This window comes from Algibacter miyuki (assembly GCF_030409805.1).
In the GTDB taxonomy this organism is placed as follows: Bacteria; Bacteroidota; Bacteroidia; order Flavobacteriales; family Flavobacteriaceae; genus Algibacter; species Algibacter miyuki.
In genome coordinates this window covers 1,158,919-1,175,211 of the sequence record NZ_JAUFQP010000013.1, presented here as the reverse complement: position 1 = coordinate 1,175,211, position 16,293 = coordinate 1,158,919, and the positions used below count along the sequence as shown (strand labels likewise).

The window sequence follows — 16,293 nt, the reverse complement described above, 5'->3', positions numbered from 1 at the left end:
GTTAAGAATTACGAGTTAAATCGCTCCCAAAACTTTGTCGTTTAAAAGTTATAAAACATTCATTTTATATTCACTTAACATTCACGGTAAAAATACCCTTTGGTTTTAATGTTTAAATAATCTTGGTAACACTAAAGTTACTCAAAATTAAATTAACCACAGCAGTTAGGTAACACCATTCTTGAAGGCAAAGTATAATTTTGACACTAATTAATTAACTAATTATTATACTTTAAATGATGAACAAGTACCTTAAATTATTTCTATTACTTTTTGTTGTAACGGCAACAAATACCTTATTAGTAAGTTGCGATATTGAAGATGGCAAAGACGGCATAAATGGCGTTGATGGTAAAGATGGAGAAAATGGCACCGACGGAGAAAACGGTGAAGATTTTACGCCGATAACAAACATGTTTGAAAATAAATCGCTTTTAAACCCTTTAGTGAAAATACATTCAGACTTTAGTACTGTAGAAGCTTTTTCATTAATAAGTTCTACCGATGTGCTTTCAAACGGGTTCCGTTTAGTAGGTGCGCAAGATGGTGCTGGCTTTTTAAAAGATGGTGAAGAATACATATATGTGGTAAATGCTGAAGATGATTATGCGGTTTCTAGAATTCGTTTTGATAAAGACCTTAACCCTATTTCTGGTGAATGGTTATTGAACAGTGGTGTAGCAGATTACGCTAGACAATGTTCAGGAACCATGTGGGAAGCTGCCATTCATGGTGGTGATAAAGACATCTTTTTATCGGCTTCGGAATCACTTTCGTATGATGTAAAAGGTATTGACCCTTGGATTGAAACACCTACACCAACAGCCGATTTTGGTCTTGATGCTTTAGGTGAATTTTCTTGGGAAAACGCCGTACCATTACCAAAAGGTGCTTATGCAGGTAAAACAGTAATTATTGGTGGTGATGATGATTCTAGCGGATCGGAAGGTCAGGTTACCATGTATTTATCTGAAAATGGCGATGCCGATTTAGAAAACGGTAAAATTTATGTTTTAAGATTTAAACAAGTTTCTGATGGCGCGGGTGGCGTTATGGATGTTGCTACTGATGCTGTTTACAACGAAGGTAGTTTAGATTTTCAAAAAACATACGATATCGAATTTGTTGAAATCGTTGATGGTGCTAGCTTAACTAAAAGTGAAATGGAAACGGCATGTACTAATGTTCTGGCTTCACAATTTATGCGTGTTGAAGATGTTGACTACAAAAAAGGTAGCGATGCCGATGCAAGAGACGTATTTTTTGCCGTAACCGGAAGAGGTCCTGGAAGAGGAACTTACAACGATTGGGGAACAGTATACAAAATCGAACTTGATGAAACCAACCCATTAGAAGGTAAATTAACTCAAATTATAAGTGGGAACACGGATACTAACAACCAAGATGGTAACCTTGCAGAATTACAAAGTCCGGATAACATTTGTGTTACAGAAAACTTTATCTACGTACAAGAAGATCCAAATTCTTTCTCTAGAAACCATGCTGCCCAAATTTACCAAGCAGATTTAGATGGCAACAATACCAAAGTTGTTTTAGAGTTAAAAATTGAAAATAACTTAGACCCATCAGGTTCTACAGGATTTTCAGGTGAGTTTGGTGCTTTAATCGATATCTCAGATAAAGTGGGTGTGCCAGATACTTTCATATTAAACCTACAACCTCATTATTGGGAAAGTGATGCTTTTGTTTCTAGCAACTTACCTCATAACCAAGGAGGACAAATTGTATTATTAAAAGGCTTAGCTAGATAGTAAACACCATACTTTTTTAATATTAAGAATCTTCATTTTCGCAATGAAGATTCTTTCATTTTTATAACTTTTACACATGTTTCGATATTTAAAATCGCTATTCTTCTTAATTATTTGCATTTCAATAACTGGATGCCAACAGGATAAAAAAGAAACCATTTCTGTAATAAATTGGTCGGCCGCACAAAACTATTACTCCCAAAACATAGATTTAGCTTTAAGCTATATTGATAGTTTAGAAACTGAAGGTATGCACGGTAAAAAAGCAAAAACCTATTTCACTTTATCTCGTGTTGCTTTCAAAAAAGCAGAACCTTATGCCTCGTATTTAAATCCTGAAGTTGGCCACCGCGCAAACGGCCCTGCCCTGCCCATTTATAAAGAAGATACAGGTAAAATTATAAAACCCGTTGGTTATCAGAAAATAGAAGAAAGTGTTTATGATAATGAAACTTCCGAAGCCGATTTTAAACAAGAATTATACGTACAAAAGGGTATGCTTTCTAACTTAAAAAAAGCCATTGAAAAACGGGAACTTAATCCGCAACGCTTCTTTATTGCTACACACCAACAACTATTACGTATTGTAAGTTTAGCTATTTCTGGTTTTGATACACCAGTAAGTCATTTGGGCATAGAGGAAACGATCATTTCATTAGAAAGTTTACAAACCGTTTATAAGTCGACCATACAAAATAGTATTAAATTAAAAGACAAAAAATTAGATACCAATTTCAACATTAACATTGAAAAAGCTATTGCTTTCATCAATAAAAATAGAGATTTTGATACTTTCGATCGCTTTACATTTACACGCGATTACATGAATCCAATTACGCGAAATTGGGTCGATATTAGAAAATCTAGCGCACTTTGGGATCCTATAGACACTACGCCTTTTAATTTCGATGCCCCTACTTTTTTTGAAGACGATAGTTTTAATTTAAACTATTTTACAGCTGCTATTAACCAAAACCCAACCGAAAAACAGATTGCTTTAGGTAAAAAATTATTTACCGATCCCAAACTTTCTGGAAACGGAAAAATGGCTTGTATTACTTGTCATTTACCCAGTAAAGGTTATGCTGATAATATGGCTTTAAATTTAGATAACCAAGGCGGCAATTTACAACGTAACACGCCTACTTTAATAAACACAGCCTTTCAGCAAAGCTTCTTTTTAGACGGTAGATCGAATACCTTATTAGATCAAATTTCGTCTGTTTTCACAAATAATAAAGAATTTAATACCGATGTACATACGTTTTCAACAGCCATTTTAACAGACTCTACTTATACTCCACTTTTCAAAAGTGCCTTCGGAAAAATAGCAAGCAACAATAGCGATGTTATTAAAGCCATTTCATCTTATATTTCTACATTGAATGGCTTTAATTCTAAATTTGATAAAAATATTCGTGGTGAAGAAGATTCCTTTTCCGAAGAAGAAAAACTAGGGTATAATTTATTTATGGGAAAAGCACTATGCGCTACTTGCCACTTTATGCCTTTAACAAACGGGACTGTTCCTCCATTTTATACTGAAACCGAAAAAGAAGTTATTGGAGTACCTGAAACCGCAGAAAACAAAGCACTCGATGACGATTTAGGTTTTTACTGGAGCTTTAAAGAACCATTACATAAGGGCATGTTTAAAACACCAAGTATTAGAAGTATAGCCTTAACAGCACCATATATGCATAATGGTGTTTATGAAACATTGGAGGAAGTTGTAGCGTTTTACAACCTTGGAGGTGGTGGCGGTTTAGGTTTCGATTTAGAACATCAAACCTTACCTTTTGATGAACTGAATTTAACAACTGAAGAACAAAATGCCTTAGTTGCTTTTATGAAAACCTTAACCGAAACAGTTAATGATGTGTATTAAATGTTAGCTCTAAAACTTTTAGAACACAATAATGAAACTCTTAAAAATCCGTCAATTTATGGCGGATTTTTATTTTATAAAAAACCAACCATGACTACCAGCAACTGCTCCTGCTGTAGTTATTAAACTCAAGATTAGTAAAAACCAATGCGCTTTATGGAGGATTGAAAATGTTTTTGAAGGATTTTCTTCTACATATTTTTTGAATAATTTATGCAGAATAAGCGGTTCTAAAACGTATAAAATAAGTGTAAACAAAACCCAAACTAGAGTCATGGCATGAATCCACCAAAATCGATAATCAAAATACCGATCCCAAGCATCGAGCACATATAACATGTAAAACCCTGAAAGTCCCGTTAGCAAAGTTGTTACTTTAGCTTGTATAGCAAATTTACCTTCTAATGCTTCGAAGGTTTTAATTTGATCTTCTTTAGATTTTAGTTTTTTAACGGCCGGAATAATAACCGTTGTTACCATAGACACACCACCAATCCATAAAATAACAGCAATAACATGAATAACGCGTGCTAATGTGAAGGTTTCCATTTCTTTTGAATTTTAGTGATTTTAAAGGCTAATTTAACGAATAAAAAGCCAGTACTCATCACATCACTCATTCGAATTTACAGCACCAAACATTTGGCTAGTGTTTTTTCATAAATTTTCTCGTACTGCGGTACTATTTCGTGTAAATCAAATTTCAAGGATTCTTTTCTCGCGTTTTCTTTGAAGGTTTTTAAACGATTTTCATCACTTAAAATATAAATCGCGTTCTTGCTCATATCTTCAATATCGCCTACTTCACTTAAATATCCAGAAACCCCGTGTACGTTAACTTCAGGAATACCACCTGTATTACTAGAAATTACGGGAACACCCGATGCCATAGCTTCTAAAGCTGCTAAACCAAAACTTTCTGTTTGAGAAGGCAATAGAAATAAATCACTGAAACATAGTATTTTATCTATTTCATTACTTCTTCCGAAGAACACTACTTTATCGGTAATTCCAAGATCTGCACACTGCATTTCCATTTTTTCCTTTTCAGGTCCTTCACCAATAAACATCAATTTGGCTGGCATTGCTTTTTGAATATTATAAAACACACTAATAACATCTTCTATTCGTTTTACGGGTCGTAAATTACTTATATGCGTTATTATTTTTTCATTGTCTTTAGCCATCAAACCACGTTGACATTCTGTAACGCCATGATGTTTATACTTTTCTAAATCTATAAAGTTAGGTACTACTTCAATCTCATTTTTAATATCAAATAAGCGCAGTGTATCTTCTTTTAAACTTGCTGAAACTGCTGTTACCGCATCGGATTTATTAATACTAAACGTTACCGCTGGTTTATAAAAAGGATGACTCCCTACCAATGTAATATCAGTACCGTGAAGTGTGGTTACAATAGGGACATAAATATCTTCTTCAATAAGCATTTTTTTAGCCATATAAGCCGCGTATGCATGCGGAATAGCGTAATGCACATGAAGGATTTCTATTTTATGAAGCTTCACCATATCGACTAATTTACTCGATAAAGCCAACTCGTAAGGTTGATAATGAAACAACGGGTATTCGGGTACATTTACTTCGTGATAATGTACATTATTGCCCAACAATTCTAATCGCACCGGTTGGTTATAAGTAATAAAATGAATTTCATGACCTCGCTTAGAAAGTTCTAAGCCCAACTCTGTTGCCACAACGCCACTTCCTCCAAATGTTGGATAACACACTATACCTATTTTCATCTTTTCAATTTTATAAACTTAAAAAACTCAAGCATCTTAATCTTCAATAGCTTCGTAAATTAAGCGTTGTATTTCTGTTCTTATATTTTCTTTCAGCAATAAATTTGTACCTGCATTTGGGTACGTTCTATTCGCTAAAAACACATACACAATTTCTTCGTCTGGATCGGCCCACGCATAAGTTCCGGTAAAACCAGAATGCCCAAAACTTTCCATAGACAAACAACCACATGTAGGTCCAGCAGTCCCCAATTGCGGTTTATCAAAACCAACCCCTCTTCTATTACTTTTATCTTCATAATAACGGGTATTAAACTTATCAACGGTTTCTTCTTTTAAGTAACGCTTTCCGCCGTAATATCCTTTTTGCAAATACATTTGCATAATTTTAGCTACATCGTTTGCATTACTAAAAATACCGGCATGCCCGCCAATACCATCCTGCATGGCTGCGCCCATATCGTGCACATAACCTTGCACCCTTTGAAAACGATAATAATCATCTTCTTCCGTTGGTACTATTTTTTTACTACTCACTTTATGATATGGATTATACATGGTATAATTCGCACCTAGAGACTCATAAAAATGGGCTTGCGATAATTGTTCTAGGGTTCTGTCGTAATACTCTTCAATAAATTTCTTTAAAATGTAATAAGGGAAATCACTATAACGGTACTTTAGACGATCTAACAAATCTGAATCCTTAATAATATTAGGAATAGAATCCTGATAATCAGATCTTAAAAACAGGTTATTAGTCACTTCAACATTAAATTCTGGACTACGTACTTTTCTGTAATATTTTTTGCTCGGACGTTTAGTAACCGAATCTAAAGTACGGTAATAAAATGGTTCCCACGGGCGTAAACGTGCGTAATGAGACAACATTTGTTTTAAGGTGATATTCTCCTTATTAGAACCTTTATACTCTGGTAATACCTCCACTAGTTTGGTATCTAAACTTACAATTCCCTGCTCTTCCATTTCCATTAGCAAAGGTAAAGTTGCCAATATTTTGGTGAGTGATGCTACATCGTAAATATCATCGAAACCTACTTTTTCTTTTCCTGCGTAAGTGTGTTTTCCGAAATTTTTATTATAAATCACCTTACCTTTTCTAGCCACCAACAATTGAATTCCTGGAGTCATTTTATTATTTACAGCTAAATTAGCGAGTGAATCAATTCTATTTAATTTTTTAGAATTCATCCCTACACGTTCTGGAACTGTATAGCCTAAACGTTTAATAGCATCGATATCAATCCCTTCGCCAGCATTATAAAAACCACCGACAGAAACAGGTAAAACACCTCTTGATGGAATGGCTCCAAAAATAAGCTGCGCCGATTTTTGCTGTGCAATGGCACTGTTTTGGTAACTTACAATAATAGTCTCAATATTCGCTGTCGTTTTTAAATCGGACAATGCATATGGTTTTACAAAAACATCTAAAATTACATTATGTGTACGCGCAATTTCGTGCAACCAAACAATTTCTTGTTCTGTGAATTTATAACTTTTCCATGGATTAGCATTCGAACGATGTAAACCGATAACAACTGTATTATACGGTTCTAGTTTCCCCAATAAATCTTCTAGGTTATTCCCTGCTATGGCGTGTACTTTTCCATATTTTTTTAATTCGTTAAAAAATTCATCTCCAGAATCGTCGCCTAACTTCACATAAGCCAAAGTTTTAACTTCTAAATGCGTTAACGGCACTAAATTATTTTCGTTCTTTACAACAGTAATAGCATTTTCTAGAAGCTCTTCGTATAAAATATCATCTTCCGGACGGTTTAAATCTTTAGAAAGATTTTTTAAGCTTATAGGTTGGTAATTGTTTAATCCCACTTTATACTTTGCCATTAAAATCTTTTTAACAGAAAGTGCTAAACGTGCTTCGGAAATTTCTCCACGAGTATAAGCATCTTTAATTTTGGAGACACCAATACCTACATTTTCAGACATAAGCATTACGTCATTTCCAGCTTGAAAAGCAGCTAAATCGATATCGCCTGTTTCATCAAAATCAGCAGCACCTTTCATAGTTAATGCATCGGTGAAGATAAGTCCTTGAAAACCTAATTTTTCTTTTAAAATATCGGTTACAATATGTTTTGATAATGATGATGGTACGCCCGAATTATCTAAAGCAGGCACGTTTAAGTGCGCCACCATAACACTAGAAAGTCCTTCGGTTATTAATTTTCTATAGGGGTATAATTCTATAGAATCGATACGTTTTTCGTTGAAACTAATAGTTGGCAATGTTAAATGAGAATCCTGATCGGTATCGCCATGCCCTGGAAAATGTTTCGCATTTGCTAAAACACCAGCGCTTTGCATCCCTTTCATAAAAGCAGAAGCCTTTATTGTGACATTATCGCGATCTTCTCCAAAAGAACGATTTCCAATGATAGGGTTTAATGGGTTCGTATTAATATCTACCACCGGAGCAAAGTTGAAATGAACGCCCAAACGTTTACAATGTTCTCCAATTTTTCGGCCAGCTTCCTCAACTAATTTATTATCTCTAATGGCACCTAAAGTCATATTCCATGGAAAAGCGTAAGTAGAATCTAAACGCATGCTTAATCCCCATTCGGCATCCATACCAATTAAAAGTGGAATTTTAGAAATGGATTGTAACTCGTTATTTAATCGCGCCTGACGGTTTGGACCACCTAAAGAATAAATAAGACCACCAATATGGTGCTTTTTTATTAAGTTTTCAACCTTAAGTTTTGTTGCTGCCGATTGGTTAGACATAACTTGCACCATGTACAATTGCCCAATTTTCTCGGATAAAGTTAATGCAGAATATACACTATCGACCCATTTTTGTTGAGCTTCTGAGTCTACTGTTTTTAAGGGATTACCTGAGGTTTGACTGTAAATTGAAAACACAGAAAATATACAAACTACGGTAGAAATTATTTGGCGCATAAATAGAATTAATTAAAAGAGAATTGTTAGTAATTATATATCACTAATAATCATGCCAAAATAATACTTTTAATAGGAAGATAAAAAGACTTTAAGATAGATTTATACAGAAGTTTGTAACAGATTTTAAATTTAAGGTGGCGTAAATTCATCATTGTATTAATGACAACCATCTAACATAGAATTAATATATTTTGGTAATATGTGATAAATAATAAAATACATCTGCTAGCTTGTTTCAATTTCCTTCAGCTCGAATAAAAATTTTCACCTCCTATTTTCAAGCACATGCAAATACTTTATACTCCACTGAATTTAAAAGATTTAGCAGCAATAAAACTTAACTAATTAATAAAGATTATATAACATATCACATGGTTTTAAATGCGTTATTTACCACCAAAATAAAAAAACAACCATACCAACATTATCAATGGATTTTTCGACAGTAGTTATTTATCTTGGTTTTACTTTAGCCGCCTATTCCGTAATAGGTAATGATACCATCCAAACATTGGGGACTTTCCTAAGCTCGAATGAACGAAAAAAATGGTGGGTATTATATCTTTATGCTGGTGGCATTTTAACATTTACCCTTATCTATGGTTACATTACTCATGATGGCGATGTCTCTTACGGGCGTTTAGAAAAATACCCTATGCCAAACCCGTTTTCATGGTATTACATACTACCTCCTATTATTTTAATGTTGCTTACACGTACCGGAATCCCGGTAAGCACCTCGTTTTTAATTCTTACTTTTTTTAATCAAAAGAATTTAACTGATATGGTTTTAAAATCGGTTTCTGGTTATGCGGTTTCTTTTGTTGCGGCCATTATTTTGTATTTGACCATATCTAAAATACTAGAGAAAAAATTTATAGAAAACCCCATCACAACTAAAGAAACCAAAATATGGACCGCCTTACAATGGGGCTCAACTGGTTTTTTATGGTCGCAATGGCTTATTCAAGATTTCGCTAATATTTATGTTTATTTACCAAGGCAACTCCAATTATGGCAATTAATATTCTCGTTGATTATTATATTACTTATGCTTGCTTTTATCATCGCGAAAAAAGGAGGTGCCATACAAAACATTATTAAATCTAAAACCAATACCGTAGATTTAAGGTCTGCCACGCTTATAGATTTTACATATGGTATTATTTTATTCTATTTTAAAGAACTAAATAATGTACCTATGAGCACCACTTGGGTATTTATAGGCATTTTAGCTGGTAGAGAAATTGCCCTAAATTATATGCTTAGAAAAAATGAACCTCGAAGAGCTATGTTTAGTAATTTAGGAATGGATTTATTTAAAGTTTTTATAGGCCTTGTAGTGAGTATTGTGCTGGTTTATGCCGTAAAATATTTAGCAACGCTATAGCATTACTTTCATTTAAAATTAAAAACACAACCCTAATCGTTAAAAAGATGAAAAGCATATTATTTCCAACAGATTTTACCGAATTATCCTTAAATGCTTTTACATATGCTATGGAATATGCACAAAAGTCTAATTCAAAGCTTATTATATATCACACTTATACCACTGGAGATCCTTTAAATGAAGATGCTCAGGCCGTTTACAATAAAGTAGATATCCAAAACTTTAGAAGCAAAAAGGATAAATTCCCTCCATTTGAAAAACTTATTAAAAACAGTAAAGCAGGAAATTTAAACGTAAAATATGTCGTGGATGAAGGTACTTTTGTAGAGTCTTTAAAAAAGTACATTTTAAAAAAAGAAGATAAGATTGACTTGATTATTATGGGTACGCAAAGTAGCCAGAATAGCCTGTTTAATATTTTTATGGAAACCAATACCATTAAAATATTGGAAGAAATTAGCAAACCCGTTATTGCTGTGCCAGAAAAAGCTGTTTTCGATGGTTATTTGGATAACATTGTTTTTCTTGTAGATTATAAAGAAGATGAAATAATTCCGCTGGGAGATGTTATTGAAAAATCGCAAGAATTCAATTCAAAATTACATGTTATTCATTTCGATTTAGCACATGTAGAATCCATTTCTCCACTAATGGAAACCTTTAAGCAATCGTTAGATTTAGCACATCTTAATAACGTCGAGTTTATTTCTATAGACTCAATTAACTTAAAAAAATCGCTTACAGAATACTGTATTAACAACAAAATAGATATGGTTTGTCTCATAAATCATAAACGTAATTTTTACCAGCGCTTATTCTCTTTTAGTTTAACTGAAGATTTATTAAACAACTTCGATATACCGATTATGGCTATTTATCGGGACTAAGAAAATATAATCCATAAAAAAAGCTCTAAAAATTTTTAGAGCTTTTTTTATTATATCATACCAAGTAAATAATCTTTACTCAATTAAATCAATATGTCTGTCGTGATACCCTAACAAGTATAACACACCATCTAAACCAATACTCGATATAGAACTTTGTGCACTATCTTTTACTTTAGGCTTAGCATGGAACGCAATACCTAAACCCGCTAAATTAAGCATAGGCAAATCGTTAGCACCATCACCTACTGCAATGGTTTGGCTAATATCAATCCCTTCTTTTTTAGCAATTTCTTTTAAGTATTCTGCTTTTTTATTACCATCAACAATATCTCCTAAATAGCCACCGGTTAACTTGCCATCAATAATTTCTAATTGGTTAGCATAAACGTAGTCCATACCTAGTTCCTTTTTCAAATACTCACCAAAATATGTAAATCCTCCAGAAAGAATAGCGGTTTTAAAACCGTAACTTTTTAATGTATCAATTAAGCGACGTGCACCTTTGGTTATTGGTAAATTTACAGCAACATCTTGCAGAACTTCTTCGCTTAAGCCTTTTAACAGCTTCATACGTTGTTTAAAACTTTCGTTGAAATCAATTTCGCCTTGCATAGCAGATTCCGTAATAGCTTTAACTTCATCACCAACACCAGCCAATTCAGCTAACTTATCAATAACTTCAGCTTGAATTAAAGTAGAATCCATATCAAAACATACCAAACGACGGTTTCTACGGTAAATATTATCTTCTTGAAAAGCGATATCAACATTAAGTTCCTTAGAAATTGACATGAATTTTTTAGTCATTTCAGATTTATCTCCAATCTCTCCTCTAATAGACAATTGAATAGAAGCCCTAGGGTATTCTTCTTTTCTTTTTAATGATAAACGCCCCGTTAAACGCTTTATAGAATCTATATTTAAATTCTTATCTGAAATTACTTTCGTTACTTCAGATATTTGTTTGGCAGCTAATTTCTCTCCTAAAAGTGTCACAATGTAGCGGTCTTTACCTTGAAGTGTCACCCAATCTTCATATTTATCCAAAGAAATTGGAGTAAACTTAGCAGTAATACCAAGTTCGTAAGCTTTGAAAAGCAAATCTTTTAAAACGGCAGCCGAATTCTTTTTAGATTTTATTTCGAACAAAATACCTAAAGACAATGTATCGTGAATATTGGCCTGACCAATATCTAAAACTTTTGCGCCATATTCGGCCAAAACACCAGTTAAACTAGATGTTAAACCCGGTTTATCCTGTCCTGAAATATTTAATAAAACAATCTCTTTAGCCATAATTTAGTTTTTACTTTTTTCAAAGATGTAAAAATCATTATTCTAATTGAATTATAAAAATTTTTTCGAGAATAATGCGCTATAAATTAAGGAAAGGACATCCTACCAACAATACAGGAATGAATTGGCTTTTTTCTTATTAATTATTTATTCAAAAAATACGGTTTCAAGAGGATGTTCTTTAATATAGTCTTTCGTGGTTTGATCTGGATAAATATGATTTTCATTGTTATTTATGCCTTCACAAATACCAATTGCGATGTTTTTCGGTGAAGATTTTTCGGTTTTAGTTTCCTCTGGCACCATAGAGGTATCTACATACCCAAGATAAGTTCCCATCACTTTTATATTTTGCTCTTCTAGCTCTGCCCTAATCGTCTCGGTTAATACGTGAGACGCCGTTTTGGATGCACAATAAGTGCCCAAACGTTTTATAATAGCTAAGGCTCCAACCGATAAAATATTAACAATACCAGCATGTTCTAACTTTTTTAAATTTGGAACAAACGCATTAATCATATCGATTAAACCTAAATAATTCACTTTCATTTCCATGAGTGCAGCCTGGCTCGATTTTTCGGCTATAAAAGGCACTTTAAATTCTACACCAGCATTATTTATCAGTAAATTAGTATCTGCACAAATTTCGGCTACGGATTTAATTTGCTCTGAATTTGTAACATCCAGAACAACAGAAACAACATTATCATAACTTTTAAAAAGGTTATTTAAGTTGTCTAAATTTAGCCCAGTTGCGTATATTTTTTTTGCACCTAAAGCCAAACATTCATCTACTAGCGCAGTACCTATTCCACCATCAGCACCAGTAATTAAAATAATACTGCCTTCAATTTTTGTCATAATTTATTTTTAAATGCCATCTTCTGTAAATCCCAACTTCGCTTTTAACGCTTGCTTCAACTCCCCTACGAGCTCTGGATATTGGTCTGCTATATTTTTAGTTTCACCTGCTTCTGTTGTACTATCATATAATTCAACAAAACCATTTTTATGAAGTAATAGTCGATGTGTAGTCGTTCTAATTGTAGCCACATTACTGTTGTATGCCACAGCTAAATGATCTTTTTTTGAATTCGGATTTTCAAGTATCTCTAATAAAGATGTGCCCTGAGCAAATTCAGGTGCCTCAATGCCTGTTAATTCACACAACGTTGGAAAAACATCTAATGTTTCCACTATGGTATTTGTTTTTTGCCCGTGTTGTTTCATACCTGGATAATGAATAATCATGGGAGAGTGCAACGATTCCTCGAACAAACTATGTTTCCCCCAAATAGCGTGTTCGCCCAAATGCCAACCATGATCTCCCCAAAGTAGCACGATGGTGTTTTTGTCTGCACCAGTTCGTTTTAATTCAGCAAGCACCTTCCCTACTTGAGCATCGGCATAACTTACGCTTGCTGCATAATGGCGACGAACTTCTTTGGCAAATTCAGCATCCGTATTTGGATCTTTACCCCAGCGGTTATATTTCATAAACTCACCAGAAGCATGCCAAGTTGTTATACCTTCGGGTTTTTGAGGATGTTTTATTTCAAGTAGTTTAACGCCTTCATACAAATCATAATATTTTTTAGGCGCTCCAAAAGGCAAATGTGGTTTAATAATGCCTACCGCAAGAAAAAATGGTTTTTCTTTATCTTCGGAAAGCACCCGTATTTGATTCAATGCTTCGTCTGTAATGGCGCCATCTGGATATATATTATCATCACCTTCAGCAGATTGAAATACATCCATTTCATTTGCTATTTCTCGAATTTCACCATGTGCCAATCCGTGCATAACACCTCGTGGATGTTGCCATTCTGAAACCGGAAGTAAATGTTTGTCCCAAGCATTAGGCATTTCAATTATGGTACTGTCGTTCCAATTTTCACCCCCTCTTCCTCCAGGATGATGCGATACTTTCCCAACCGAAACAGTTGTGTATCCATGCGTTCTAAACCACTCTGGCATGCTTGGATTAACACTTTTATCGCCTGCAGAAATTTGATATGAACGACGAAACAACGCGTCATTATTTGCAGAACCATATTGTCCTGTGAGTAAAGTGTAACGAGATGGTCCGCAACTTGGTGCATTCACAAAATGCTTTTGAAAAGACACGCCGTTTTTAGCAAGTGCATCTATGTTTGGGGAGACTATGTAATCTGCCCCAAAAGATTTTAATTCTGGACGCAAATCATCAATACAAATTAAAAGAATATTAGGTTTTTCTGTTTTAACAGATTCTGAACATTGAAAAAGCAACAAACTACAAAAAACTAGTAATACTAATAAATAGTTAGTTTTCATCTTGTAACATTTTTATATCTTCTATTAATTGGTTCATTTCTAAACCTAAAGTGCCATTATAAATACCACGAATTCTTTTGGTTTTATCTACTAAAAGTACATGTTCGGTATGTAAAAACTCCGTACTATCTTTACTGAACCCGATATCTTCTTCAGCATAATAAGATTGTCTTGCTAAATTATAAATATCATTTTTTGAACCTGTTAGAAAGTGCCAATTTTGATTGGTTATACCTTGACTTTCTTTGTACGCTTTTAATACCTCAGGTTTATCTATCCAAGGCGTTACAGAATACGACAGAAAAACAAGATCGTCATTTTTTAAACTATCACTTACCGTTTTTAAATGGCTCGTCATGGTTGGACAAATACTTCCACAAGTGGTGAAAATAAAATTAGCAATGTGAATTTTATTTTCAATACTGCTCTGATTTACTACAACACTATCTTGATTTAAGAATTCAAAATCAGCAATTGTATGATTTATTGTTTTTAGTAATTCAGGGTTTTTATTTACAAAAACGGGTGTGAATGTAGGCTCATTATAATACGGTAAAGACGTTATAGTTTTATGTTCCTTTTTATTGCACCCAAAACAAAGAAAACTAATTATTAAAAAAAATACTATCCGATACATTAACACAGTTTTTAGTTCCTAATAATCCAAATCGTTTTCCTTCAACAATAACGTAATTCGCTCTAATTTTCCCGTTATCGTACCACATCTTTTGAGTACCTTCTTCTTGTCCGTTTTTGTAATTAGCTAAATGAAGTAGAAATCCAGTTTCGTTCCATTCTTTCAATTCGCCTTCATAGCCATCATTTTGGGCAGTATATTCAAAGCGTTTATTTCCGTTTTCCCAAAAAGCAACTTGTTGTCCGTTTTTCATTCCTTCGGAATAATAACGTATTTCTTTCAAACGATTACCAGTATACCATTTTTTTGAAACGCCTTCTTGTAAACCTTCGTAATAACTTTCAACTAAAATAGTATCGGCTGTTTTCTGCTCTAATTGATACAAATATCCAGAGTATTTACTGTCGTTCATATAGCAAACCCCGTTGATTTGGGTTGCTTCCGACTTTAAAACGTATGATTCTGGAATAGTTTTATTCAAACCAACTTCACCCGTTTGCTCTTTACACGAACAACTGAAAATTAAAAGTAAAATTAAAGTTAAGAATTTCATTATTGTGTTACTGTTCCTGGAGTTCCGTAGAATCCATTACCATTTAAATACGGATCGCTATCTGTAATATGGTAATGATAAATACCGTCAGGATAATCTACTGTAACATGCGTATGACCATGATAAGCGTCTAAACCAGTTATCGCGTCACCATTTTCTTCTTCAGGACCATATACAGGAAAACCATCTAAAAGAAAACCTAACAATGCGGACTTACTAGCTGTTACCGTTGTTAAATACAAAGGTTCTACGTGGTAATGAAATGTACCATTTCCGGTTGGATGCCCCCAATATTGATCAAAACTTTGAATCTCATCAGTAAGCGGTTGATTTGGCCCAGCATACTGATTAAAAAATGGCACACCATTCAAAGAAACGCCTATAGCACCAAGTGGCGTTGCTGCATGATTTGTTGCTACAGTCGGGTTTAATGGAATTTTAAACGTATAATCGAATTCGGAAATTTTGTTTGGGTTTTTCACAAAATCAAAACCAGCATAAGTGGTGCCACTAAAATCTTCGTACAGGTCGCTTGTTACAGGATAATATACGCTCTTATGGTCTGGCGTTCCAGTGGTTTTAATAGTTATAAAAGTACCATCGCTTGTAACACTCGTTGCTCCATAAACTTTTGAATATACGGCAGGCACCTCGATTACTTCATTTTCATTGGTTGATTTTTCATCGTCATTACTACAATTTAAAACTGTTAGTAAGGTGAATATTGCTGCAAAACTTTTAATTAGATTGGAGTTCATTATGTATTATATTTTTTAATAAGACTTCTTGCTTTTAATTTGGTTTAAAACAAGTCTACTTATATTTCA

At 33.8% G+C, this 16,293-nt stretch carries 13 protein-coding genes; 4 read left to right on the top strand and 9 right to left on the bottom strand.

Annotated elements, in window-relative coordinates:
- Positions 1–236 precede the first annotated feature (236 nt).
- Together QWY92_RS16920 and QWY92_RS16915 are read left to right on the top strand one after the other, a co-directional pair.
- Positions 237–1,772: a PhoX family protein gene (locus tag QWY92_RS16920; RefSeq protein ID WP_290273461.1), complete on the top strand. Its 1,536-nt coding sequence runs from the start codon at positions 237–239 to the stop codon at positions 1,770–1,772.
- 76 nt (positions 1,773–1,848) lie between these two features.
- A complete protein-coding gene (locus QWY92_RS16915; protein ID WP_290273458.1) occupies positions 1,849–3,660 on the top strand; it encodes a cytochrome-c peroxidase in 1,812 nt (603 codons plus the stop codon).
- Positions 3,661–3,729: 69 nt separating this feature from the next.
- On the opposite strand, the gene QWY92_RS16910 is transcribed toward QWY92_RS16915, so the two are convergent.
- From QWY92_RS16910 to QWY92_RS16900, 3 genes are all read right to left on the bottom strand, one after another.
- Positions 3,730–4,209, bottom strand: a complete 480-nt coding sequence (locus tag QWY92_RS16910) for a membrane protein (protein ID WP_042506484.1) — start codon at positions 4,207–4,209, stop codon at positions 3,730–3,732.
- Positions 4,210–4,286: 77 nt separating this feature from the next.
- Positions 4,287–5,426, bottom strand: coding sequence for an N-acetyl-alpha-D-glucosaminyl L-malate synthase BshA (gene bshA / locus QWY92_RS16905; RefSeq protein WP_290273454.1), 1,140 nt, complete (start codon positions 5,424–5,426; stop codon positions 4,287–4,289).
- Positions 5,427–5,462: 36 nt separating this feature from the next.
- Positions 5,463–8,378: a serine hydrolase domain-containing protein gene (locus QWY92_RS16900; protein ID WP_290273452.1), complete on the bottom strand. Its 2,916-nt coding sequence runs from the start codon at positions 8,376–8,378 to the stop codon at positions 5,463–5,465.
- Between the two features lie 433 nt (positions 8,379–8,811).
- Here QWY92_RS16900 and QWY92_RS16895 point away from each other — a divergent pair, with 433 nt between their 5' ends.
- Entirely contained in the window at positions 8,812–9,771 is a 960-nt protein-coding gene (locus tag QWY92_RS16895; RefSeq protein WP_290273451.1) for a hypothetical protein, read from the top strand.
- A gap of 47 nt (positions 9,772–9,818) precedes the next feature.
- Positions 9,819–10,661: a universal stress protein gene (locus QWY92_RS16890; protein ID WP_290273446.1), complete on the top strand. Its 843-nt coding sequence runs from the start codon at positions 9,819–9,821 to the stop codon at positions 10,659–10,661.
- A gap of 75 nt (positions 10,662–10,736) precedes the next feature.
- On the opposite strand, the gene serB is transcribed toward QWY92_RS16890, so the two are convergent.
- From serB to QWY92_RS16860, 6 genes are all read right to left on the bottom strand, one after another.
- On the bottom strand, positions 10,737–11,960 hold the full coding sequence (gene serB, locus QWY92_RS16885; RefSeq protein ID WP_290273442.1) for a phosphoserine phosphatase SerB: 1,224 nt from the start codon (positions 11,958–11,960) through the stop codon (positions 10,737–10,739).
- 147 nt (positions 11,961–12,107) lie between these two features.
- On the bottom strand, positions 12,108–12,821 hold the full coding sequence (locus QWY92_RS16880; RefSeq protein ID WP_290273439.1) for an SDR family NAD(P)-dependent oxidoreductase: 714 nt from the start codon (positions 12,819–12,821) through the stop codon (positions 12,108–12,110).
- Positions 12,822–12,830: 9 nt separating this feature from the next.
- Positions 12,831–14,276 carry a sulfatase gene (locus tag QWY92_RS16875; RefSeq protein ID WP_290273436.1) on the bottom strand — a complete coding sequence of 482 codons (1,446 nt, stop codon included), beginning with the start codon at positions 14,274–14,276 and terminating at the stop codon, positions 12,831–12,833.
- On the bottom strand, positions 14,266–14,913 hold the full coding sequence (locus QWY92_RS16870; RefSeq protein ID WP_290273434.1) for an SCO family protein: 648 nt from the start codon (positions 14,911–14,913) through the stop codon (positions 14,266–14,268). The genes QWY92_RS16875 and QWY92_RS16870 overlap by 11 nt, the downstream gene beginning before the upstream one ends.
- A complete protein-coding gene (locus QWY92_RS16865; RefSeq protein WP_290273432.1) occupies positions 14,882–15,466 on the bottom strand; it encodes a toxin-antitoxin system YwqK family antitoxin in 585 nt (194 codons plus the stop codon). The genes QWY92_RS16870 and QWY92_RS16865 overlap by 32 nt, the downstream gene beginning before the upstream one ends.
- Positions 15,466–16,224, bottom strand: a complete 759-nt coding sequence (locus QWY92_RS16860) for a YHYH protein (RefSeq protein ID WP_290273429.1) — start codon at positions 16,222–16,224, stop codon at positions 15,466–15,468. The genes QWY92_RS16865 and QWY92_RS16860 overlap by 1 nt, the downstream gene beginning before the upstream one ends.
- Positions 16,225–16,293 lie beyond the last annotated feature (69 nt).